At 38.6% G+C, this 25,347-nt stretch carries 14 protein-coding genes; 6 read left to right on the forward strand and 8 right to left on the reverse strand.

Going from position 1 to position 25,347, the window contains the following annotated elements; genetic code table 11:
* Positions 1 to 91: 91 nt before the first annotated feature.
* From JWP71_RS17060 to JWP71_RS17075, 4 genes are all read left to right on the forward strand, one after another.
* Complete coding sequence (locus tag JWP71_RS17060) at positions 92 to 2,275, forward strand: multicopper oxidase domain-containing protein (protein WP_299502490.1); 2,184 nt, start codon at positions 92 to 94, stop codon at positions 2,273 to 2,275.
* Positions 2,276 to 2,478: 203 nt separating this feature from the next.
* Positions 2,479 to 3,147: an START domain-containing protein gene (locus JWP71_RS17065; protein WP_299502492.1), complete on the forward strand. Its 669-nt coding sequence runs from the start codon at positions 2,479 to 2,481 to the stop codon at positions 3,145 to 3,147.
* Between the two features lie 207 nt (positions 3,148 to 3,354).
* Positions 3,355 to 6,300: a DUF5686 family protein gene (locus JWP71_RS17070; RefSeq protein ID WP_366143542.1), complete on the forward strand. Its 2,946-nt coding sequence runs from the start codon at positions 3,355 to 3,357 to the stop codon at positions 6,298 to 6,300.
* Positions 6,301 to 6,433: 133 nt separating this feature from the next.
* A complete protein-coding gene (locus JWP71_RS17075) occupies positions 6,434 to 6,868 on the forward strand; it encodes a MarR family transcriptional regulator (protein ID WP_299502553.1) in 435 nt (144 codons plus the stop codon).
* A gap of 84 nt (positions 6,869 to 6,952) precedes the next feature.
* Here the strand turns inward: JWP71_RS17075 and JWP71_RS17080 are convergent, their stop codons facing one another.
* Positions 6,953 to 8,686, reverse strand: coding sequence for an alpha-glucosidase (locus tag JWP71_RS17080; protein WP_299502494.1), 1,734 nt, complete (start codon positions 8,684 to 8,686; stop codon positions 6,953 to 6,955).
* A gap of 302 nt (positions 8,687 to 8,988) precedes the next feature.
* Between JWP71_RS17080 and treA the strand changes: the two genes are divergently transcribed.
* Entirely contained in the window at positions 8,989 to 10,545 is a 1,557-nt protein-coding gene (treA, locus tag JWP71_RS17085; RefSeq protein WP_299502495.1) for an alpha,alpha-trehalase TreA, read from the forward strand.
* A gap of 111 nt (positions 10,546 to 10,656) precedes the next feature.
* On the opposite strand, the gene JWP71_RS17090 is transcribed toward treA, so the two are convergent.
* The 4 genes from JWP71_RS17090 to JWP71_RS17105 all read right to left on the reverse strand — a co-directional run bounded on the left by JWP71_RS17090 (position 10,657) and on the right by JWP71_RS17105 (position 15,824).
* On the reverse strand, positions 10,657 to 11,745 hold the full coding sequence (locus tag JWP71_RS17090) for a hypothetical protein (protein WP_299502496.1): 1,089 nt from the start codon (positions 11,743 to 11,745) through the stop codon (positions 10,657 to 10,659).
* 101 nt (positions 11,746 to 11,846) lie between these two features.
* Positions 11,847 to 13,172: a vanadium-dependent haloperoxidase gene (locus tag JWP71_RS17095; RefSeq protein ID WP_299502497.1), complete on the reverse strand. Its 1,326-nt coding sequence runs from the start codon at positions 13,170 to 13,172 to the stop codon at positions 11,847 to 11,849.
* Between the two features lie 70 nt (positions 13,173 to 13,242).
* The gene (locus JWP71_RS17100) at positions 13,243 to 13,785 is read right to left on the reverse strand and encodes a hypothetical protein (RefSeq protein WP_299502499.1); all 543 of its coding nucleotides are present in this window, start codon (positions 13,783 to 13,785) and stop codon (positions 13,243 to 13,245) included.
* Positions 13,785 to 15,824, reverse strand: coding sequence for a glycoside hydrolase family 65 protein (locus tag JWP71_RS17105; protein WP_299502501.1), 2,040 nt, complete (start codon positions 15,822 to 15,824; stop codon positions 13,785 to 13,787). The genes JWP71_RS17100 and JWP71_RS17105 overlap by 1 nt, the downstream gene beginning before the upstream one ends.
* Before the next feature lie 297 nt (positions 15,825 to 16,121).
* On the opposite strand from JWP71_RS17105, the gene JWP71_RS17110 reads away from it, so the two are divergent.
* Positions 16,122 to 17,057, forward strand: a complete 936-nt coding sequence (locus JWP71_RS17110; protein WP_299502504.1) for a GyrI-like domain-containing protein — start codon at positions 16,122 to 16,124, stop codon at positions 17,055 to 17,057.
* A gap of 18 nt (positions 17,058 to 17,075) precedes the next feature.
* Here the strand turns inward: JWP71_RS17110 and JWP71_RS17115 are convergent, their stop codons facing one another.
* The 3 genes from JWP71_RS17115 to JWP71_RS17125 all read right to left on the reverse strand — a co-directional run bounded on the left by JWP71_RS17115 (position 17,076) and on the right by JWP71_RS17125 (position 25,335).
* Positions 17,076 to 20,375 (reverse strand): VCBS repeat-containing protein, encoded by a 3,300-nt coding sequence (locus tag JWP71_RS17115; RefSeq protein WP_299502506.1) that lies wholly within the window; start codon positions 20,373 to 20,375, stop codon positions 17,076 to 17,078.
* Positions 20,376 to 20,397: 22 nt separating this feature from the next.
* The gene (locus JWP71_RS17120) at positions 20,398 to 23,703 is read right to left on the reverse strand and encodes a VCBS repeat-containing protein (protein WP_299502509.1); all 3,306 of its coding nucleotides are present in this window, start codon (positions 23,701 to 23,703) and stop codon (positions 20,398 to 20,400) included.
* Between the two features lie 84 nt (positions 23,704 to 23,787).
* On the reverse strand, positions 23,788 to 25,335 hold the full coding sequence (locus JWP71_RS17125) for a RagB/SusD family nutrient uptake outer membrane protein (RefSeq protein WP_299502512.1): 1,548 nt from the start codon (positions 25,333 to 25,335) through the stop codon (positions 23,788 to 23,790).
* Positions 25,336 to 25,347 lie beyond the last annotated feature (12 nt).

Raw genomic sequence — 25,347 nt, forward strand, 5'->3', positions numbered from 1 at the left:
GCTTATTTCATTTTCTATGAAACAATACTTGTTCCTTTTATTATGTTTTTTCCTGTCTTTCTCCGGATATGCGCAGCATATAACGATGAAGATGGAAAGCAAAGAACCGCGTCAGCCATTTTATACTAAAATAGGCAAACATGAGATCTATCATTTATATATCACTGATACCCTGGTTAACTATACCGGCAGATCAAGACCGGGTATGGCCATCAACGGAAGCATACCCGCTCCGGCACTGAAATTTACCGAAGGGGATACCGCCGAGATTTATGTACACAACGGCATGATGATGGAAACTTCTATCCATTGGCATGGGCTGGTATTGCCTAACCGTTACGATGGCGTTTCTTATTTGACTACCGCACCGATCAAACCCGGCGAAACGCATTTTTACAAATTTCCGCTGGTACAGCATGGTACTTACTGGTATCATTCGCACACCATGACCCAACAGCAGAGCGGAATGTACGGTGCCTTTGTGATTCATCCTGATAAGAAAACCCCGCAAAAAGAATACACCTTATTGCTAAGTGACTGGACAGATGAGAATCCCGAACAAGTGGAACGCTCTTTACACAACCAAACCGATTGGTACGCCATACGTAAAGGCAGCACCCCAAATTATGCTGAGGCTATCGCACATGACCACTTTAAAACCAAGCTGACCAACGAATGGAAAAGAATGGTGGCGATGGATGTAAGTGATGTTTATTATGACCGTTTTTTCAGTAACGGCAGAATGACTGACCGGGCCCCACAATTTAAAAAAGGCGACAAAGTAAGGCTGCATATTATCAATGGTAGTTCATCTACCTATTTCTGGTTAAAATATGCCGGCGGCAAAATAACCGTAGTTGCTAATGATGGTGAGGATGTGCAACCCGTACAGGTTGACCGGATGATCATTGCCGTGGCCGAAACTTATGATGTTATAGTTACTATACCCAAAGACGGCAGCTATGAGTTTTTGGCAACTGCCGAAGACCGCACCAAATCAACCTCATTATTATTAGGTAACGGGCCGGAAGTGAAGGCCAAGCCCTTGCCCCGGCTGAGATATTTTGAGGGCATGAAGATGATGAACGGTATGATGGGCATGGATGGCAATATGAAACAAATGGATGGCATGGCGATGGCCAACCAGGTGATGGATATGAATACAGTGATGTACCCTGAAATGAACGGTGACAACCCGATGAAAAAGGATATATCAGCTCCCGATCAAAAAATGGCGGATATGCCGGGTATGGATATGGGGAATAACGGTGGTATTGTCACTCTCAACTACGGTATGCTAAAAGCGATAAAGCCCACTAATTTGCCGGCCGGTCCGGTTAAACTATTGCATTTTAACCTGACGGGGAACATGAACCGCTACGTTTGGACAATCAATAATAAAACAGTTTCAGAATCGGATAAGATATTGATCAAAAAAGGTGAGAATGTGCGTATCATACTTTATAACAATACAATGATGCGTCATCCCATGCACCTGCACGGTCATTATTTCAGGGTATTAAACGGCCAGGGCGATTATTCGCCATTAAAAAATACCCTGGATATTATGCCAATGGAAACGGATACCATTGAATTCGCGGCAACCGCAAGTGGCGACTGGTTCTTTCATTGCCATATCCTGTACCACATGATGAGTGGCATGGGGCGCATTTTTAGTTACGAAAATTCACCACCCAATCCCGAAATACCCGACCCGGCAAATTCTATCAAAAAGGTGTACGCCGATGACAGGCGCTTCTTCCCGATGGCTAAGATCGGCCTGGAGAGCAATGGCAGTGATGGCAACATTAGTTTTGCTAATACCCGCTGGAAATTCCAGGAATTATGGCATTTGGGCTTGAATGATACCAAAGGATATGAAAGTGAAACGATGTTCGGGCGGTATTTCGGGCAGATGCAATGGTTATATGCCTATGCCGGCTTTGACTATCATTATAAAGTGGGAGTACCGGAAACCAACTTATTTGGACAAGCCAGTGATAAGAATAACCGGCATGCCGTAATTGCCGGATTGGCTTATACTTTACCGATGCTGTTTGTTGCCGATGCCAGGATAGACGGAAACGGGAAATTGCGCTTCCAGTTGGGGCGTGAGGATATCCCGCTAACCAGCCGTTTAAGATTCACTATAATGGGTAACACAGATAAAGAATACACTGCCGGATTAAGATACATTATCACCAAATATTTTTCTGTTTCCAGCCACTATGATAGCGATATGGGTTTGGGTGGCGGATTAACTTTGACTTATTGATGCAAATAAAAAGTGCCGCCGAACTCGTTCGAGCGATGCGGGGAAAAAAGCAAAACTCTTTGACTTTTAAACGCGAGTGTCCCGGTACAGAAGTCAGACGAATCATAAGAGCGTCATAAAAGTATAAAAAATGAATTAGTAGTAAACTTAGTTGACTAATATAGTCAACTAAGTTTACATTTGTCCTGTTAAAATTTGAAGAAATGAAAAGGACAAATCAATTCATTAATTTAGTGAATAAAGTATTATTTATATCACTTGTGCTGGGGCTAAAAACTGCATCTGCACAAAATGATTGGAAACTGAGCACCGAAAAAGATGGCATAAAGGTCTATACCAGTATAATGCCAGATTCAAAAATAAAAGCCATCAAAGTGCAGCGCGACTTAAATGCAACATCATCCCAGCTGGTTGCGCTGCTTATGGATATTAATACCGCCCCTAATTGGGTGTACCACGTTAAGTCGGCTAAACTGATTAAACAGGTATCCCCTGCCGAACTTTATTATTATTCGGAAGTTAGCTTGCCCTGGCCTACCCAGAACCGCGACTTTGTGGCCCATTTAATAGTTAGCCAGGATCCGGATACGAAAGTAGTGACTATTGATGGCCCGGCTGTGCCTGGTTTTGTTCCTCTAAAAAAAGGTATTGTAAGGATCGACAATTCTGTCGGCAAATGGATTATCACCCCCATAGGACCAGATCAACTGCACGTTGAATATTCAATACATGTAGATCCGGGTGGTTCCCTTCCTGCCTGGCTGGTGAACCTTTTTGCTACAGATGCTCCGTTGCAGATTTTCAGAAACCTGAAAACACAATTGCAAAAGCAGGCTTATAAAAACACCTCGCTTGCATTTGTGGCAAATTAACAGAATTCATAGTGTCGCGCTATAGTGCTATTAAAACTTCTCCGGCATTAGTCTTTGTTTAGAAAACAGGGGTTAGTTTAGCACTTTTATCATCCTTATGTCTGTTGTATCACAGCAGCGTCAAAAAACAATCAAAAGCAAATTTTAGTAAACTTAGTTGACTAAAATAGTCAACTAAGTTTACCTTTGTACTGTTAATTAAGTAGTATGAAAACGCAATGTATCAATCTCAGCCAAACATTTTTAGAGAAGATTTCTAATTTGATGGTTACCGGTGTAAAGAGCTTTACTATGAATGGGCTTTTTTCAGTACCTAAATTCTCAACCGATAAAGTAGGTTACTATCTGCTTCCGTTAGTTAAGCAACTTTTTAGGGACAACTTTATGGGTTCGGATATGGAAATGGGGATGCTGCTGATATTTCTGAAAGGGTATTTTACAGCTACTGCTGAAACCATCAGAAATAATGCGGTAACCGACCTGTTCAAAAAAATGAGAGTAAGTACAGACCCGATTGCAGTATTAGATACTAAGAGAATTACGATTATCAACAAGCTGCCTGAAACCACAATTACAAACTTAAATGTCATGAAAACAAACCATACTTATAACCTAATTAAAAGCTCGCTTACGCTATTGCTGGTCTTATTATCCAGCATGCTGATGGCACAGCAAACAATCATAAAAGGAGTAATTACCGATATGCGTACCCACGAGACGATGCCGGGTGTAAGTGTTTCTTTTGATGGCACTACTATCGGAAGCAGCACTGATATGCAGGGAAATTACAGGCTGAGCAGCGACGGAAGCTATAAGCGAATTAAAATATCCTCTATCGGTTATAAAACAATCTATAAAGATATTGCTCCAGGCACCGTACAAGCTATCAATATCACTTTGAACGAAGACCGAACAACATTGAATGAGGTGGTAATAAAAAGTGGAAAAAAAACCAGATATACCAATAAAAACAACCCTGCTGTTGAACTGATACGTAAGGTGATCGCCCACAAAGATCAAAATAGGATTGAAAACTACAATTACGCCGAATATCAGCAATATGAACGAATGATGTTCTCGCTGAGCGACCTGTCAGAAAAATTTAAAAGCAAGAAAATATTTAAAAACTATCAATTCTTATTTACAGAACAGGATTCTGCTGCCATTGGCGGTAAAAACCTGCTGCCGGTGTACATGGAGGAAAAGCTCTCTGACAACTATTTCCGCAAGTCGCCGTATGCTAAAAAACAAGTAATAGAGGCCAATAAGCAGGTGAAATACGATGAAAACTTTGTAGATAACGAAGGATTGAAAGCTTACTTCAATCGCATGTATATGGATATTGAGATCTACGATAATAATATTCCGTTACTGGGTAACCAGTTGCTGAGTCCGATTGCCGATGGGGCACCGTCATTCTACAAATTCTTTATTACGGATACCATCAAAGATGTGAGTCCGCAATTGATCGAGCTGAGTTTTACCCCGCGCAATACTACAAATATGCTGTTTGAGGGTAAGATATATATTACTATGGATGGCAATTATGCCGTGCAAAAGGCAATATTATCGGTAAATAAAAACATTAACCTGAACTTTGTACGCCAGATGCAAACCACCCTGGCCTTTGAAAAAACCGAAGGCGGACGGTACCGGTTGAGCCAGAGTGATTTGAAGATGGACTTTGGCCTGAGCAAAAATAAAGGCGGCGGCGTTTATGGCGAACGTGTGGTGATTATTAACAACTTTGCAGTTAACAAACCACGTCCCCAAGAAGCTTATTCAGGTCCGGCACAGATGATCGCCTATAACGCAGCCGAAAAAGGGGATGAGTTCTGGAAAGCTAATCGTCCTGATACACTAAAACCAGGACAGGCAAACATATATAAGAATATTGATAGCCTGCAAACCATCCCTTCCTTTAAACGGACAATGAAACTGGTTACGCTTTTTGTTGCAGGGTATGATAATTTAGGCCCTTTTGAAGTGGGGCCGGTAAATACCTTTTACAATTTTAACCCAGTGGAAGGTTTTAGGTTGAGGCTAGGCGGGCGTACAACCACTGAACTTAGCAAACGCTATTACTTTGAAACCTATGGTGCTTATGGCTTTAAAGATGAAAAGTTTAAATATTTTTTTAGTGGCACCTATTCGCTGAACGATAAATCAATCTATTCTTTTCCCCAGGAGTATTTAAGAGCCAGCGTACAGCGCGACACCAAAATACCGGGACAGGAACTTCAGTTTGTTCAAGAGGATAACTTCCTGCTCTCATTTAAGCGCGGTGACCATGGCATTTATACTTATAATGATATCTTCAGGCTGGATTATGTACATGAGTATCTGAGCCATTTCTCCTACAAGTTTGAACTGAAAAGCTGGAACCAGTCTCCAACAGGCGAATTGTATTTCCAGAACAATGTTGCGGGCCAGCCAAATATTATAAATGATTTGCAAACCACAGAATTATCGATGGAACTACGGTATGCGCCTCATGAAAAGTTTTACCAGGGGAAATTATATCGTACACCTATTCCTGACAAGTATCCCGTTTATACCTTGCGTTACCAGGAAGGTATAAATGGATTTCTTAATGGTGGGTACAATTATCAGAGTGTTACAGGTAACATTACCAAGCGCTTTTACCTTTCTCAACTGGGTTTCGCAGATGTTGCGGCAGAGGGGGGGTACATCTTTAATAAGCTGCCTTATCCCTTGCTGGATATTCATCATGCTAACCAGAGTTATGCATTGCAATTACAGTCATATAACATGATGAACTACCTGGAATTTGTTAGCGACCATTATGCCAGCATCAATATTGATCAGCATTTTAACGGGTTCTTCTTTAACAGGGTGCCCTTGTTGCGCGAGCTAAAGCTAAGGGAAGTAGTTTCGTTTAAATCATTATGGGGTGGTTTAAGGCAAGAAAATAACCCCGCCAATGACCCATCCTTATTACAGTTTCCTGTAAACGGCGACGGGAAACCTATTACTTATATGCTTAACAACGGCCCTTATATGGAAGCCAGCGCAGGTATTGAAAATATCTTTAAGGTATTGCGTTTAGATCTGGTTAGAAGACTAACTTACCTTGATCATCCGGACGCGCCAAAATGGGGTGTTAGGGTATTTGTTAAATTGCAGTTCTAATCACGCCGATATATAAGTTAATTGTAAAAAATAAAGTTAATTTGTAAACCAAATTGACTTTATTCAGTCTGATATCAATATCTATTGATTGAATATTAAAAATAAGATTATGTTAAACGAGAATGCAAACAGGATGACCTGTAGATTGCTTTACCTTTTGAAACGATTGTCTGATAGTTGGTATTGTAATGAGCTTTGTTATGAAAATATACAAGGATTTAATCATTCACATATACCGCTATTCATGAGTATCGGTACAAAGGGTATTTCAAATAGTACACTGGCATCAAACTTAAGCATAACCAAACAGGCAGCCAGTAAAGTAATCAAGGAGCTGGAGGAGATTGGCCTGGTATGCAGCGAAAAGAGCAGCACCGATGGCCGTTCGGCAATGTTGTATTTGACGGATAAGGGTACTAGCTTTTATGGGCATGTTAAAAGCCAAATGGAAGTTCTTGAAGAGGAGTACAAAAAGGTGGTTGGCGCAAAGAATTATGAAACCACTATTAATGTTATGTTAAAGCTTGTGGAATACCACGAACATTTGAACAAAACGGTAAAGGTTTAAATATTGCCGTTCACTCCGCATGCGACAATATTGTAACTTGGTCTGTCTAACTAATAATTAACAGATTTAATCTCTAAAAAAGGATTATTTCGAAACTTTATAGATAACAGATTGGTATGGTTTTAAAATTAATTCATGTTCATCATTTAGCCGGGGTTTATCCGGGTAATTGTTTATTTCCAAATCTAAATGGTCATATTTAAAGCTAACCGTAAGGATAGATACACGCGGTTTAAAATTTAAAACAACTAAATATCTATTACCGTTTAACTCGCGGGTGTAAGCATAAACATCTGGATTGTTTTCATCGACCATATGATATGAACCATAAATAAGTGTCAAATTATTTTTTCTTAACCCAACCATTTTTTTAAAATAGTTTAACGTTGAGTTGCTATCTGCTTCTTCAGATTCAACATTAATATATTTATAATTAGGGTTTATCTTTAGCCAGGGAGTTCCTGTTGTAAACCCCGCATTTTCGCTTGTGTTCCATTGAAAAGGGGTTCGGCCATTATCTCTTGATGATATTTTCATATCTTCCATGAATCTTTTTAAGTCACCGCCTTTTTGCTTAACCTGCATATAATTTGTAAGTAGTTCGATGTCATTATAATCATCAATTTTATCAAACTTTATGTTATTCATACCTAATTCGTCGCCAAAATAGTAATAGGGTGTAGCTCGCATACTTAAAATAAAAGTTGTAAGCATTTTAGACGACACTTCTCTAAACTCCGGCGTATCATTGCCCCAACGTGTAAGCATCCTTGGCTGGTCATGATTACCTAAATAAATGGTACCCCATCCTTTAACTGAAAATGCACTGTCCCATTTTGAATAGATGTGTTTAAATTCAAGTAAATTATATCCATTAGGATCAACTCTTTTATAAACGTTAGGTAAATAGCCTAATTCAACCCCTTCAAAATGATAAGCCATATTAAGTTCATGATTTGCAGGATCAACAAACTTTATTACTTTTTCTACAGATCCTTCAGCTTCTGCAACGGTAGCTACATCATATTTACTTAATACCTCTGTATTCATTTCTTTTATATAATCATGCAGGAATGGACCGTTTGCATAATAATGTGCCCAATTTCCATTATACTCCGGGGGTAGCAGCGGGAATTTTATGTCTTTAGATATAAAAGCTATTGCATCCATCCTAAATCCATCTATTCCCTTATCCAACCAAAATCGCATCATTTTGTAAATTTCCTGTCGTAATACCGGATTTTCCCAATTCAGATCAGGTTGTTGTGCTGCGAAATAATGTAAATAATAAGAGTTAGTTTCTTTATTATACTTCCAGCCGTTGGCATTTTCATCAAAAAAACTAATCCGTTTAGGTGGTACACCATTTTCGGCAGGCCACCAGTGAAAGTAATTGTAATATTTACTGCTACGTGATTTTCTGGCTTCCTTAAACCATTTATGATTACTGCTGCAATGGTTAACCACCAAGTCCATTATCACTTTTATTTTACGATCATGAAAACCCTTTAACATTTTATTAAAATCGTCCATGGTACCAAATTCGGTCATAATACTTTGGTAATCACTTATGTCATATCCATTATCATAGTTTGGTGAGGCGTAAATTGGGTTTAGCCATACAGCATCAACGCCTAATTTTTTGATATAATCAAGTTTTGATATTATGCCTTTTATATCGCCTACGCCATCCCCATTACTATCCTTAAAACTTCGCGGATATATTTGGTAAAAAACAGCTTCTTTCCACCATTTTCTATCTGGGATAGATTGGTCATTTTGCATCATAACTTGAGAATCGGCTTGTTGTGTTTGCATAATAAAAAAAGTCAAAAGGATGATGTACTTGGGTACCTTCGTTAATATCTTCATGAAAATATAATTTGATGGTGTTTACGTCAATTAATCATTGCTGCAAGTTAAATCTGTAGCGTAAACTTTGAAGGCAATTAAGGCTCACTATTGTAACAAACGTTTGCGAAAAGCTTTGCGAAAAGCTTTGTTGTTGAAATTTAAAACTATAAAAGCTGCAACATTGTAGTGATATTGATAAAGGCCATTAAAATAGTTTATATGGTTAAAAATCAATTAATATCGATACTAATCTTAGCAACAAAATCATGAGGAAAAATCTAATTTGTATTTTACTTTTAATTTGTACAGCCGTTTGTTTTGGTCAGGTTACACCGCAAAAATTATATCCGGGTTTGTTTGAAGCCGTACAATCAGCTGCCCTATTTCCAGACAATAAAACTTTTGCGGATGCAGTGCCTAAGTCATCCCCATCTGTAATCATCAAGGCCTATAATTATCAAAAGAATAGTACAGGTTTTGATTTAAAGCAGTTTGTTTTAGCAAATTTTCAAATCCCTGTTACAAACAACGGTGGCTTTAAAAGTGACATCAAGCAGGGAATAAGAAAACATATAGATACCCTGTGGCAAGTGTTACAACGCAAGCCTGATAAGGCTCTCCAATCCTCACTTATCCCGTTGCCTTATCCTTATGTTGTTCCCGGCGGCCGTTTTAGGGAAGTATATTACTGGGATTCATATTTTACCATGCTTGGCCTGCAGCAGAGTCATAAAATAAAGGTTATTCAAAATATGATAAACAATTTTGCTTACTTAATTGATCATGTCGGGTTTATACCCAATGGCAACCGTACTTATTATTTAACTCGTTCACAACCCCCATTTTTTTCATTAATGGTTACGTTATTGGCAAAGCAAAACGGTAATAAAGTTTACAGCCAATATCAACCCCAATTATTAAAAGAATATAATTACTGGATGTCGGGATCGGCCCATCTAAAAGTGGGAGATATTAACCGGATGGTAGTTTGCCTGGGAAATGATGAATTGTTAAACCGGTACTGGGACGCAGGTAACGAACCCCGGGAGGAGGCTTACAGTAAAGACATTGCAGCCGCAAAGGCAACCACACAGCAACATGCCGCATTTTACAAGAATCTGCGCTCGGCGGCCGCATCGGGGTGGGATTTTAGCAGCCGATGGTTCGACGCCGACAAACAATTATCGTCCATAAACACTACAGATATGGTTCCTGTAGATTTAAATTGCCTGCTTTATAACCTTGAACTTACCATAGCACACAGTTACCATTTACAAGGTAACACTGCTTTATATGCGTATTATAGCAATAAAGCCTTAATTCGTAAAACTGCTATATTAAAGTATTGCTGGAATGAAAAAACCGGTTGGTTTGTTGATTACAACTGGAAATCCAAACAAATGTCGCCAGTACAAACTTTAGCGGGCGTTTACCCATTAGAATTTGGGATAGCTTCGCAGAGTCAGGCGCAAAAAGTAGCAGATGGGTTACAGAAAAACTTTTTAAAACCTGGTGGCCTTGTTACAACCTTGAATAAAACAGGGCAGCAGTGGGACGCGCCAAACGGCTGGGCCCCGTTACAATATATGGCTATTGATGGTCTTAGTAAATACAAAATAGATACGCTCGCTCAAGCTATTGCTAAAAGATGGATACGTCTAAATCTGCGTGTATTTAATCAAACAGGAAAATTGCTTGAAAAATACAATGTTGAAGATATAAATTTAACTGCGGGTGGTGGCGAATATCCTTTGCAAGATGGGTTTGGTTGGACTAACGGCGTTTTATTGACGTTAATGAACAAATATAATATTGAAAATTAAGTAGTTAATGTCTAGCATTATCCAATACCAAACGGTTTGTACAGCTTTTAATAGGGCCATACAAACCGTTTGATTTGAAATAGTATTTAGATATGTGTTGTATAATCAAATCTAAAGTTTAAAACTAACGCCAACGTTAATCACGTAGTCTGCAAAAGCGGCGTCGCCATGTGCATATACACCGGTTTGCTGTGTTTTTAAAATATCAGGTACACTTTGCGTACGATCACGTATCAATGCCCATGGAGCAAACACATATACAGTAAATTTTTTAAATGCATAGGTAACACCTGGTTCTACAGACAATATATACCCAGGCCTTCTAAAGCCATTACTGCCACCAATAAGGTCGTGTACCGGCAAACATTCATCTCTTAAACCTGCAGAAAAAGTAAACTTATTTATGTTGGCACTGGCACCGGCACGCCACATATATTGATCGGGTACGCTCATTACGTCGCTACCATTAGCAATTGTGCTGGCACTGGCCGTGCCTCCGCGCGCAGTAGAAACACCATTTACCTCGCGAGGGTTAGATAGGTAATAAAAATTGCCGTAAAGATTAAAAGTTGATGTTAAATGGTAAAAGGTATTTACTTCCAGAGTTATGCCGGTTCCGCCATCGCCTAATTGTATAGATTGATCTACCGGACCCAATAAATTAGTGCCCCCGGGGCCGGTAGTTTTAAAATAATCTTGATAATTGTAAGCGCCGGTGGCAAATTTAATGCCGAGCCCAGCTTGTATGTTAAAATTTTTCGTTTTGGCTGGATCAAGTAACCAGGCATAAGTAGTTATTCTAATATCGCCCAGACCAAAAGACGATGTAGATGCCCGGGTAATGCCCCCATGCTCATATAATGAAGAACGAGTGTTAGCCAGTATCGGAATATCAATACCAACCGCCCAACGGCTGTTAAATACACGGGTTAATGCCATGTCCTGGGTGTAGGCATGATTAATTACATTAGTGCCCAAAGCTATCCGTTGGGTTTGTTCCTGTCTGCCTATAAAGTGTTTGTATGAACGATAATAGCGGTTGTTTGAATTGAATATCCAGCCGCCATGAGCGTTAGTGCTATCCGGATGATCTAACATAGAACAAACCCCACCAGTACTGCGTATAGCAACACAGCCCTGTGAAAATACTTTAGCAGAAATTATGGTTGTTAGTATTATGATAAAAATTTGCTTTCTCATTTTTGTTGTTTTAAAATTGAAGGTTATAAACTGATTGTTTTGCACGTGTAAAAGTTATTTACCGGCATCTTTTTAATAATGTTACTGGAACATCAACCTCCTTATTTTTTCATACGCAGGCGCATTACTATCAGGTCGCCCACTTTTTTTCCGGCTTCGTTTGCTACTATACATGAGTTATGAAAGTGCAAGCCGCCATAAAAACGTGCCCAGTTATTTTCGGCAGCGGCTGCTCTGAATGAAGGGAAAGACCTGCTTTTTATACCAAACTCAAGTTCTGATGTATCTTTAAACGCTAGCTTATCACCAAACATACTTGTTAGTGCTTCGGCTGCGGATGCAGATATCGTTGAATGGCCGCATGTATATTCCGGGAATGGCGGAGTTTGTAAGCGGGGGCGCCAATCTGCATTAAAAAATTTATTGATAACTGTTTCAGGCCTTGCGGTATTGTATTTGTATTTGGCAGACCAACATTGAATAAAGCTATCAAATAACGCGATTGATGTTTTGGCGAAAGCACAAACGGTGGTTCCAAAATCGGCTTTTGCCTGGCCGGCAGCAATTCCGGTAATACTCATCCAGTGTCCTGGTGGAGAAAACTTTTTTGTAATGTATTGCACGTGGCCAATCACATTGAGTTTGCCCGGATTATCGTCCCAAAAATCAGCTATCTGTTCTTGTTCAGGAGTTAAACTGCCGGTTGCCTTTATTATATAGCTTACCTCTGCGTAATACTTGCTTCCTTTATCCGTTACATTAAAATCAGGTGGTGGTAAAACGGCGAATTGATTTGCACTATCCATTACCATGGGCCTTATTTCCTGCCAGTGAGGTTCTACCGCCGCCGCGTAGGATGGGGGCGTAGGTATCCATCTGCCAGCCATGTTTTTGACAGAAAATTTGGATGCGCTGCGTGTTTTAAAATAATTATCGCCTTTGCTCCATTTTATTATTGATTCTGAAACCCTTTTAGCAAAATCTTCTGATCCAGATATGACCACTCCCGGCATCCCGTGAGATACTGCCAAGTCATGCAGACTATCAATATAATATTTCATGCTTCCTTCAGGAAAAGTAACTGCCTGTCCAACTTTGCAAAAAGCCAGTAGTGAAGCATATTCATAATCTATTTTTTCATTTGCAAATGGTTCGGCTACCTTTTTTAGCCCGTTTAGTTGACCAACTAAAGATGTATATTGTTTGGGGTAACCCGCAGCTATTACTTCATAACCGGCAATGTTTGCGTAAGAATAATTTCTGGAGGCAACTACTGGTGTAAAATTATTACCCATTACCACCTGGTTTAATTCATGAACCGTACTGCTGTAAAGCGCAGGGTTATGGAATATTTTTTTATAGTCAATATTTTGGCACGCTGGTAATAAAATAACCAACCACGTCAATTTTATAAAAAGTCGTCTCATTTGTAGTAAATATTAAGTAACATAAATTGTGTTTAACAATCGTCAAACAACAGTTTTAACTTATAATTTACTAAACCTCGGGAGGGATCTCTGCATTTTCGGTAAATCCGGACGGGTATATGCTTTTACCGCCAAACTTAATTGTTTCTTTTACCTCTATGTACACATCGACTGTCTTATCCAATTCCAGCCGACAATATTCATCTTGTTTTTGTTGTTTTTGAGTTTGCTTTTTTGTTGATCCATTGCTAGCCAAGTCATTTACCTTTTTAAAGTAATCATCACTTTTATTGCTGATGATGGTTTTTTCTTTAAAGTTGACGCAAACCAATTCCAACGAATCATTGTATATTTTTCTCTTAAAGTATTTATAGGTAACCCCTTTATAAGTCATTTCACCGTCCACTCTTTCGTAATTGCGCCAGTTGACTTGATAGGGAAGATTGATGGGTATTTTTATAGTTATAGTTTCATGCCCGGCTATTTTCATCATATCCAGGTTCTGCTCCAATTCTTTATTGGCGCTTTGCTCCATATAATAAAACATAGCCTTGTAACCTATAGCGTTAAATAGGAACAGAACCAGTAAGAATATGGAGAATGTTTTTTTCACTATTTTACTGTATAAGTTTGTTTATTAATACCAACACCAGTTATGGTTAATGATTTCCATTTAGCAGGTAATGTGCTTTTGAGCTGGATAATGCCTTGGCCGGTAATATCAAGACCACCAAAACCCATTAAAACACTTTGTATTAAACCACCAGCTCCCGTTGCGAAATATGGATTTGTGCCGCCTTTAGTTTCAGCGATTACCCTAAATGGCGGTAACAGGTTTAGATCGTAAGCTCCTTTAAAAAAATGATAAGCTTTTTCGCCATCGCCAAAACGGGCATATAGCAGGGCAAAAATGGCCTCGGTCATAGCTGGTGTACCTTCCGTGGGTACCCGTTTTTCATAATATGCCAGATCTTTTTTAATTTGTTCTGTATTTGTAATTGTTTTAAGTGGATATGCCAATAAATTAACATCTGCTTGTTTTATTCCTTCGCCCTTGTATGCGGCATGTTCTTTAGTGACGCCATCGCTAAATGCCAGAATTGGAATGTTGCCCGCAACAATTGCCCAATTACTATCAGGTTTTATATCTAAAATTTTGGCAGTATTTACAGCATTTTGAAGATTAACTTGAGCGGCTGCGTTTGTAAATGCGTCATTGTCAATATTCTCTGCCCATTCATCTGCGGCAACAACATTTTTTATGTCGAAATGGCCAGGACCGTTCTGCTCAACCCTGCTAACCCAAAAATCTGCAGTAGCCGATAGTATGGGCCAGCCCTTTTCACGCAGCCATTGTTTGTCGCCTGTAACACAATAATATTGCCAGGCGGCAAGTGCAACACAAGCGGTTATATGATGCTCAAACGGGCCGCTTAGTGCCCATACCGGTGTTTCTTCTACACCTGTATCTGCACTTTCCCAGGGGAACATGGCACCTTTGTATCCATGAGCAAAAGCATTTTGCCTGGCTTCGTTTAACCGATTGAATCGATAGTCAATGAGTGATCGGGCAATTTCAGGGTGCAGCACCAACAGCGCGGGAAACATCCATAGATCAGAGTCCCAAAAAACGTGGCCGTTATATCCCAATCCGGATAAGCCCATTGGGGATGGAGCATAAGCCGTTCCGGCTCTTGAAAAGGAGTATAAGTGATATAACATGCTATGTATATCCTGTTGTACCTGCTTGTCGCCATCAATAGCAATATCACTTTTCCATAGATCGGCCCACGCGTTTTCATGAAATTTTATTAAGCGGTTAGTGCCTTCAAGTTTTGCAAAAATGGTTAAGCGTTCGGCTTCATTTAAAGGATCGGGGTGGTGGGATGATGTTACCGATGAACCGGCAATAGCAAACTGATAGGTTTGGCCACTGGATACGTTTTTATTGAATTTTGCAGAATGCATATTATTATCCCACATTTCATGCAAAACCCGCGGCTCTTTCCCATGCTCTTCAGTAAATAAAAAAGTAGTAGAAGCGCTGATTTGAAGCTTACCTGTTGGGCTTTTTGCCGTTGAGGTAAGTAACTGTATAGAGGTATGCGGGCGGTCTATTTCATTATAATAGTTTTGCACCTCTTTTAATTCGTCGGGTGCCTCCATAACACTGGCTGCGGTGATATGAATATCTTTTTTTGCTGTTACCGATACGTTTTCTAGCACGGTAAATGGTAATTGCCGTAACGAGTAATAAGTGCATGTTATAGTTGCTTTGTCGGCGTAATCAAAAGTGGTGGTAAAACATGCATGTTGCATGTCAAGCTCCTGTTTAAAATTGCTTACGTTTTGATTATTAATACGATGGCCGTCAATTTCAAGATACATATTAAGTAAGTTGAAACCGTTTAGGAAATTGCTAACTCTGCCTCTGCCGTAAAGGTCATAAGCGCCGGCAAACACTACGTTTTTAACTTTAAAGGGCTCGGGAGAAGAAACTATACCAATTATTCCATTAGCAACTGTAATTCCGTAATAATTTGCAGGATTAATATTATTAGCTTTTAATATCCACGGAGATGCATCTTGCCCGGAGCTTTTGCCGGTTAAGCACAAAAATTGAACACATAGTAGCGTAAAAAATCTCCTCATTAATCATCTTTTATTAAGAAGCCATCCATTTCTAGAGCTATAGCCTTTGCTTCTTTTATAATTGGCAGCTCTAATGTATAGAGCCGGGCCATTCAATTTGCCTTAAATGCGACTTTAAACACTGCAAAGCTTATCGCAAACGTTTGCGGTAAGCTTTGTTGTTTACAAAAAAAAACAGATACTAAATCGGTATTATTTATATTGGTAGTAAACAGGTAGTGATTCTGGCATCAGGGCCAAAAGCAAGTTTGTTTGCCCTGATACTCAACAATTCATTTGGAATTTAGCTTTATAAACATGATTAAAAAAATATCTTTTGCACTATTGGTAATAGTAATAGCATTTTTTATAAGAGCATTCTTTGTACTGCCTACCGGGAGTTTAACTAATCAGGAAATTATTATAGCCACAACAGAAGGACATGTATTTGATTTTTTAACTAATAAAGGAAAGTGGCCGATGTGGTGGCCCGGTACTATTAATTCTACTGGCCAGGAGTATTGTTTTAACAGCAGTAGGTTTGCCATAAAAAAGATAAGCAATAGCGAAGTCTATTTGGCAACGTATACCAACAGCTCACAGATAAATACAAGAATTTCCTTTATAGCAGCCGATAAAAGCAGAGTAAAGGTAAGGTGGCAAGGCGAGACAGCGTTAAGTTACAATCCAATAAAAAGGGTAATGCAGATTAGGGATATTGACGTTACGGAACGGCAGATAACAGCTATTTTAAAACACTTAAAAGAATTTTTGGAAAACGACAAAAATGTATATCACATTGATGTGAAATTAACCAGGGTTAAAGATTCTGTGGTTTTAGCAAAACAGATTATCATGAATGAGTACCCCGGTGCGGATAAGATTTATCCGATGATAAATATTTTAAAGAAACAAATCAAACAGCACGGTGCCGTTGTAATTGATTCGCCCATGCTTAATATAAATCAAACAGGTAAAAACAGTTTTGCCGTAATGGTAGGTATACCAATTAATAAAGAGATAGTAGCCGGCAATGGATCGTATATTAACAAAATGGTTTTAGGAAATATCCTTATAGCATCAGTTAACGGCGGCCCTAATACGGTGAGGAACGCCGTTAAGCAGCTTGCAAATTACCGAAGAGATTATGGGTTAATATCGCCAGCAATGCCTTTTGAATCTTTAGCTACAAATCGTATAACTCAGAAAGATACAAGCAAGTGGGTTACAAATCTATATTATCCAATATATTAAGTACGAAAAGTTAGGCTATTAGTTGGCCATAATTAGCTTTCCATCATAACTAACCATGAGCAAACTGCTTCCATTGATGGTTTTGATATATTTGGCCCAGGTAATTTCCTGGAAATTAAACAGCGGATTAACCCAATAATTGGGGATATGGAAATCTTTATTGTTTTTATCAAAAGTTAAACTTGCTAATCCAAGTGCATCATATCTGCCTTCGTAGGGTACAACACCTGCAAAATTGCCGTTAACTAACAGGCTGCCATCAGGTTGTTTTAGTATAGATTTTATAGGAGCTTGCTGGTAAGTATAAGGCAAATCTTTATATTTCTTAGCATGTAGTACATCGCTAATAAAAATACTTGCGAATATGTTGGCTGTTAATTTTTTACTATCATCCAGTTTATCCTTTAAAATTTCGCCGGTAGTTTTATCAGCCATTTTTTGATAACTCAAATATTCTTTTTTCAAATAAGGCAACTCCTGTTCAAGGTCATTTTTGGGCCTGAACGGGTAATACTTTCCCTGGTAATTGTATGATAAAATCAGGTCATTTTTACCATCGTTATCAACGTCGCTATTATAGGCGTACAAGGGTGTTTCATTAGTTACATTGTATTTATTGTTTAGGCCCCAGTTACCTGCTACCAGGTCTGGCTTGCCATCATTATCTAAATCAACAATTGTTGCGCATTGCCACCATCCCGCCAACATATCTAACAATGGAGATGAAAATTTAACAAACCTATTACCCTTGTTAAATAAAATTGAAATAGGCTGCCACTCGGCTGTAATTACTAAATCCGCTTTACCATCTTTATCAACGTCAATAGCTTCAATATGGGTTATAAATTTTATTCCGGTAAGATCCGGGCATAAACTTTTAGCTGCCGGTTTAAAATCCCCTTTACCATTATTTAGTAAAATAAGCGATGTTGAAGGTGCCGTGTAATTTCTATATGATACACTTGCTGTCAATAAAATGTCGGGCAATCCATCGCCGTTAAAATCAAAAACAAATATTTTTGAATAACGCGAAGTGATTTTAGGCAACGCTTTGTATTCAAATTGGTTATTGCCTTTGTTAATGTATAGGCGCGGTTGGATCAATTTATCTGCATCAGCAAAGGGGTGATTAGCGCCCATCACTAATAAATCAGGCAATCCATCGTTATTTACATCTACCCATTGTGCATCCTCATCAGCAAAATCAGCTTGTTGATTAAACGCGGGCACTTTGAGTTTGGTAAACCCACCTGCTTTATTTCCCAGCAAAATATATTTTTCCTCGCCTGCAATACCCCCAACATAGATATCATCTAAACCATCTTTGTTAATATCTACCGTAGCAATTGCCGGTGTATGTGACAAATAGGTATGCGGTAGTAAATAGTAATAATTAAAGTCAGGCGTGTCAAATGTTTTTATGTTGGCTATGGTATGCGCATTTGATTGCTTACTATCAAACTGCTTTCTGTTATTTAAAAAATCACTAACCACGCCGGCGTTATCGCCCGGTTTATTTAAGAGTTTTGAATTATAGGTAATAATGGTTTTTTGATTAAACTTGAAGTTACTAATGGTTTGGCTTGTATTGTCTGGCCATATAATAAGCAATTGTGTTGGAGCATCATTTGGCAAAAAAGTAAAGAGCAAATTATTGTTTTGACTGCTTTCGAATGCATTACTGGTTTGCACTTCCTGATGGTCAACTTGTTTTTTAGATTTTAGATAGAACTTTGTGCCTATTCCGTCAATATTGCCGTTTTTATACTTTACTTCGTACCTTAAAAATTTTGGTTTATTATGCATGTGCGCTTCCATTGTCATGTTGCGATATATTGATGCCGGCGCATCCATATTATTTGCAATTATTTCAAGATCCCCATCATTGTCCAAATCAACTGCTATGGAACCTGCAGAAATGGTAGGATCGCGCATATCGTTATTCGCGGAAACATCAGTAAATTTAAGATTAGCGTTGCCTTGATAAAAGAAATTATGAACTGCCCCATCGGGCATCAAATTAATTTTTTTTCTATCAAAGTGTTTGCTGGATTTAAATTGGCTGATAACGCCAGGATTACCAAGATATTTAAGGTAATCCATATCATTTAAGCGTTTTTTTATGCCATTAGAAAAAAACAAATCTTTTATACCATCCATGTTGAAATCTGATACCAATGGCGACCAGGTCCAATCGGTTGCAGCTACGCCTGCATACAGCCCCATATCCATAAATTTCTTGCCGTTGGCAACGTTAATTTGTAAGCAGTTTTTTGAATATTGATAATAAAATCCGCTATTTACTTCCTGGTTATAAATATCTAATGGTTCGTCATTAATAGTAGATCTTAGTGCTTTTATATCTTCCGGCAGCATATCAGTGGATATAACATCAAGCTGGCCATCCTTATTAATGTCACTCATGGTATTACCCATTGAAAATAAGCTGGTATGCCCAAAAGCGCTTTTTAATTGTTCCTTAAAAGTTCCGTTATGTTGATTTACATAATAGTAATCTTGCTCAAAAAAATCATTACTAACGTAAATATCATCCCAACCATCATTATTTAAATCGCCTACGCTTACGCCCAAACCATAGCCAATAGGTGAGGCATAAATGCCTGAACCCGCAGTTACATCTGTAAAATGCCCGTTATCGTTCCTGAACAGATGATCGCCGGCATTGTGGCTATATTTGAATCTTTGGGTTGAATCACCATAGGTGTCATTACTATGTACAGACGAGGTTAGTAAAAACATGTCCAGATCACCATCTTTATCATAATCCGTAAATGATGCCTGCGTAGAAAACCCCGAAAAATCCAATCCATATTTGGCCGCACTTTCTGTAAAGGTCATATCCCCGTTATTGATATAAAGCTGATTCTTTCCTTTAAAACCATTGTAACCCGCTACAACAGTAACATAAATATCTTTTAAACCATCCCCGTTAATATCAACTATAGTTACCCCGGTTTTCCAATCGCCGGTGCCTTTTACTCCAGCTCTGTCAGTTACATCCTCAAATTTAAAATTCCCTTTATTTATATATAATTTATTTGAACCCTGGTTGGATACAAAATACAAATCAGGCAAACCATCGTTGTTGAAATCTGCGGATGCTACGCCGGCTCCGTTGTAGAAATAAAGATAATCAAGAATATTTGCCGAGTTTGACTCGGTGTTTTTATTTATAAAACCAATATGTGTTTGATTTGGCGGCAATAATTTAAAAACACTTTCCCCTTTCTTTTCCTGCCTGCATGAGCAGAAAAGACAAATGCCTAATACCGTAGCTATTAAAATTATTTTTTGCATTAAAGTTGGTGTTATAAAGAGGTTACTTATTGCTCATGAAAAGTTTAAGTGCATTATCATTTATGCCAAACAAGTAATATTTAGCACCGTTCGCGTTTTTAATAAGTAACGATGATCTAACCTCGCCATTTAATGTTATGCCGCTTTTTGATGGTTCCAGGTATTTAAATCCTTTATCGCTGTAAGTATAAATAAGGCCGTAACTGGCATCAAGCCGACCTATCTCTGGTTTAAAACCAAAAGAGTTTCCACCCATAATTATTGCAACTTTGCCATTGCCTGTAAAATCATCACATAATATGGTATTAATGGGTGATAGTTGAGCCCTGCCAGGAAAGGGTTTGCAAATAAATTTACCTTTTCCGTCATTTAAAAATATTGCCGATTGGAGGTAATTAATTTCGTGTATTTCCGCACTGTCAATTATGTCATTAGTAAAAACTTCATTAAAGGGTTTGCCTGCATATTCGCCATATTTTAAAAATCGTTTTTTAAATAAGGGCATTTGGCCAACCAGGTCTGGTTTCATGTTAAAAGTATAATTTACATGGTCTGATTTATACATTGACGTAATGCATTCTTTAGTGCCGTTCATATCAAAATCTTTAATGTAAATCTTCATTGGTTCAGTAAACGAAGCATGGAACTTAGAGTTGAGACCTAAATTGCCGGCAATAATATCAGGTTTTCCGTCGCCATTAATATCCGTAACCTGCAAGCTGCTCCACCAGCCTTTATAATTTGCCAACTGCTTGTCTTCTTTAAATTTTCCATGATAATTCATGAATATTCTAATGCCCATCCAATTGCCTGTTACTACCAGATCAGGGTAGCCATTGTTATCAATATCAACCCACTTTGCAGCGGTAACCATGCCCAGATGAGTATCGGCACCAAACATCTCTGTTGAAACATCTTTGAATTTACCCTTGCCATCATTATGAAATATATATGATTTTGGCGAAGACCCATATAAACCGGGGACGCTTCTACCACCTATAAACAGGTCAAGACTACCATCTTTATCATAATCGCAAGCTTCAATGATGGATGCATTTACAGCCGCGTGTATTGTTTTATCCGGATTGCGCTTTAAATTACCCTTGCCATCATTTTCAAAAAAGCGCGGGAAATATACGGGCGTTCCAGCCTCATCAGCATTGCCGCCAACGGTAACAATTAAATCTTCGTCGCCATCATTATCAAAGTCGCCAAAAACAGCTCCTGCATTTTCCAGGTAAACTTGCTTCTTAAAATCTTCGGGAACGTATTTTTTAAATCTTCCGTTTTTTTGCTGCATATAAATTGCTGCCGGTGTCCCTTTTGAACTCCCAAAATAGAAATCTTTTAAACCGTCTTTATTTAAATCGCCGGCAGCCATGTACGGATTTTCGTTTGATAGCTTTTGCAGCATTAGTTTTTCATTATCAAAATCAATAAAATCGTCTTCAACATGGTGTGGTATACTATCAAACAAACTTTTGGCCGATTCTTTAAAGGTGGTTTTTTTTGCAGTTGTTATAAAATTGTATTTGCGGTTAGCGTCAGTAGTTTTTAAAATATACCGTTTATTAACCGCCAAGTTTTTTAAAAGCTGGTAATTGCCACCGGGCCAAATAATTTGCAATGAATCAACTTGTTTGTTTTTACCGAGGCCGATTGTAATTAAATTAGGGGAGGTACAACTTTGGAAACCTCGTGTAGGCTGGTTATAATAAATTTGCGATGTGTTTTTGGTAAACATTTTTATTGTAGCACCTATACCAAATTTATTTAATCCTGCGCCCTGAAGTTTAATTTGTATAAAATGATTATCGGCCGATTTAGTATTGTTTTTGTAAAAGTACGATGGCATATTTACATTGTTAACGATGAGGTCATTATCACCATCGTTGTCTAAATCCGCATACGCTGCCCCGTTGCTGAATGAAGGATCTGCTAAACCAAAATCTGTAGCTTTATTGGTGAAAGTAAGATCATGATTGTTTAGAAATGCATAATTAGAAATAGGTGTTGAGCGCATTTTCTGCGTAAAATCCCGGTAATCAAATCGTTGCTTTTCGCTAAGTTTTTCTAAGTTTTCGCGGTTTCCTAAAAACTCTATATAGTCTTGATCTGTAAGATCTTTGTAAATGCCGTTTGAAACAAAAATATCTTTCCACCCATCGTTATTCATATCAAACATTAATGCCCCCCAACTCCAGTCGGTGGCGCCAATGCCGCTATAAAATGCAATTTCAGAAAATGTATTATCACCGTTGTTTAGCTGTAAGCAATTTTGGCTATATTGATTAAAGTAGCCATCGTGTTGCTTTATTTTATTTACATCATACGATTCAAATGATGTCATTCTTTTTAACCGCTCATCGCCTTCAGGCAACATTTCTGTTGTGAAAATATCGTATTTTCCATCGTTATTAATGTCGGCAATATCAGACCCCATCGAAGCCAGGCTTAAATGACCTGTTTCGTTTTGAATGTCTTCCTTAAATGTTCCATTTTTTTGGTTGATGTATAAATAGTCGCGTTCAAAAAAATCATTAGAAACATATATGTCAGGGTAACCGTCCTGGTTTATATCTACAACAGAAACACCAAGGCCAAACCCAATATCGCTTGAAAAAATACCGGCCGTTTTTGTTACATTAGTAAAATGGCCATTGTCATTTCTGTACAAACGCGCCCCGCCTAATTCGTCAAATACATCTCGCAGGCTTTTTGTAAAGTCAAAACTCCCGATGGGCCTGAATGAGTTGTTGAGTATAAAGCAGTCAAGATCGCCGTCATTATCATAATCAAAAAATATGGCTTGGGTTGAAAGCCCGTTATCTTTTAAACCATATTTTTCAGCTTCTTCTTTGAAAGTACCATCATGCTGATTGATAAATAATTCGTTACCACGCGTTTCGGCCGAACCGTTACCGCTATGGCAAACATAAATATCAAGCCAGCCATCGCCATTAATATCAACCATGGTGGCTCCGGTGCTCCAATATTTAGTTCCTTTTACGCCCGCTTTGCTGGTAACATCATCAAATTTCCAATTGCCTTTGTTTATATAAAGTTGATTGCCGCCCTGGTTGGAGGTTAAAAATACATCGTTTAATCCGTCATTATTGATATCGCCGATAGCTACGCCGCCGCCATTATAAAAATTACGAAACGTAAATACATTTGTTTTTTCCGATTCGGTTACCTGATTGATAAAGCTAATGCCAATTGTAGTATTATTTTGGAGCGTAAATAGGGTTTCCTTTTTTTTATAATTACAAGACCAGAAAATAACACAAAAACCAACAAGGAAAGAGTAAGCAGCTTTGTTTGACATATTTATAAAAAATCAAACGTAGCGAATAAAATCCGCTACGTTCTTGAAATTAAACCAATTGTATTAGAAAAAAAAATAAATCAATTAATAACCTGCATTTTGTTTTAGGTTAGGGTTTGTATCAACAGCTCGTTGAGGTATTGCATATATTGTACGTGTAGGATCTGTTTTTGCCGAACGTTGATCAACCGGATTATTGAATGTACCAAATCTTATTTGATCATTTCGTCTCCAGCCTTCATAATACAATTCATGTCCTCTGTCTGCTAGTAATGATGTAGCAGTTACTGTTGTTGCCAGGGTTGCTCCACGTTGAGCTCTAAGCGTGTTTATAATACCCAGCGCAGTTTGTGCGTTTGGATCTGTGCCGCCTCTAAAAATGGCCTCTGCCTTCATTAATAACACGTCCGAATAACGCAGTAAAATATAGGTGTTGGTTGCGTTATCATCATTTACAGATCCATCAGCTGCCGGGTGCGGAAGATACTTTATAACCCTTATTCCCTGGGCCTCTGTAGAGTAATTCAGATCTACATTTGGGGTAAATATTAAAGGGGCGCCGCCACGTGTGGTTAAGGCTTTATTACCTGGCCCAAATTGCTGGCCAATTAAAAATCCCGTTTTTAATCCATTTAAGTCGGTCATGCCGGCATAATTTCCGCCAATACGCTCATCCGTTTTCTCAAAAGAATTGTAAAAATCAGCAAGTGTAGTAAAGCCGTTCCAACTACTTGGCGATTGATTGTAGTGCATGCCCATACGCCATATAAAGTGTGTATTTGCAGGCGCATTAGTTGCGCTGTTTAATAAGCCAAAAATTATTTCTTTACTTATTGTAGTATTATTCCAGGCAAAATTATCAAAGTAATGGCCCGGGCCAGATAGTTGATAACTGCCATTAGCTATTACGGCATTGCAATAAGTAATTACTTTAGTCATATCAGCCGGGTCAAAAGTGAATGGCCCGCCGATAACTGCTGCTTTGTAAACTGCTTTATTTAAATAAACTTTAGCAAGTAGTGCTTCGGCCGCTGCTTTGCTGGCTACACCAACGGTTGCCGCAGGCCCTAAATTAGCTTCAGCATATACAAGGTCGGTAATGATAAAATCAGTTGCAGCACTGCGGGTTAAAACAGTGGGATTGGTATCTGGCGAAGAAGCCGGATCACGCATTGGTTGCTGTCCAAATAAATCAATAACCTGGAACATAAAATAAGCCCGTAAAAAGCTGGCTTCTGCTTTAACTTGCGTAGAGGTTGATCCAGTAATTACCTGAGTTGCGCGGTAAACCCCGGTATTTAAATAGTCCCAGGTATCGCTTATTTGCTGATAAGAAGCATCCCAGGTATGGGTGTGTAGCTTGCGCCAGGTGCCAAAATCTCCCCAGTCAGTACCGCGTGTTGGGCCCATCATTTCATCTGATGGATGCTCTTGTAAAGCAAACGTGTTTACTTGTGTTGCTATACCATTAAGCTGGCTGTAAACACCTAATAAATCTGATGTCGAACCTCCCGTTGAATTATCAATTACCTTAGAGCCGTAAAGTTTTTCGTCGAGCTTTTTACAACTACTGCTTGAAAGTAGTGCCACTACCGTGATAACTACTGATATTTTAGTTTTAATATTTTTCATTTTGTTGATTTT

Origin of the sequence: Mucilaginibacter sp., from assembly GCF_028287845.1 — a bacterium.
GTDB lineage: Bacteria > Bacteroidota > Bacteroidia > Sphingobacteriales > Sphingobacteriaceae > Mucilaginibacter.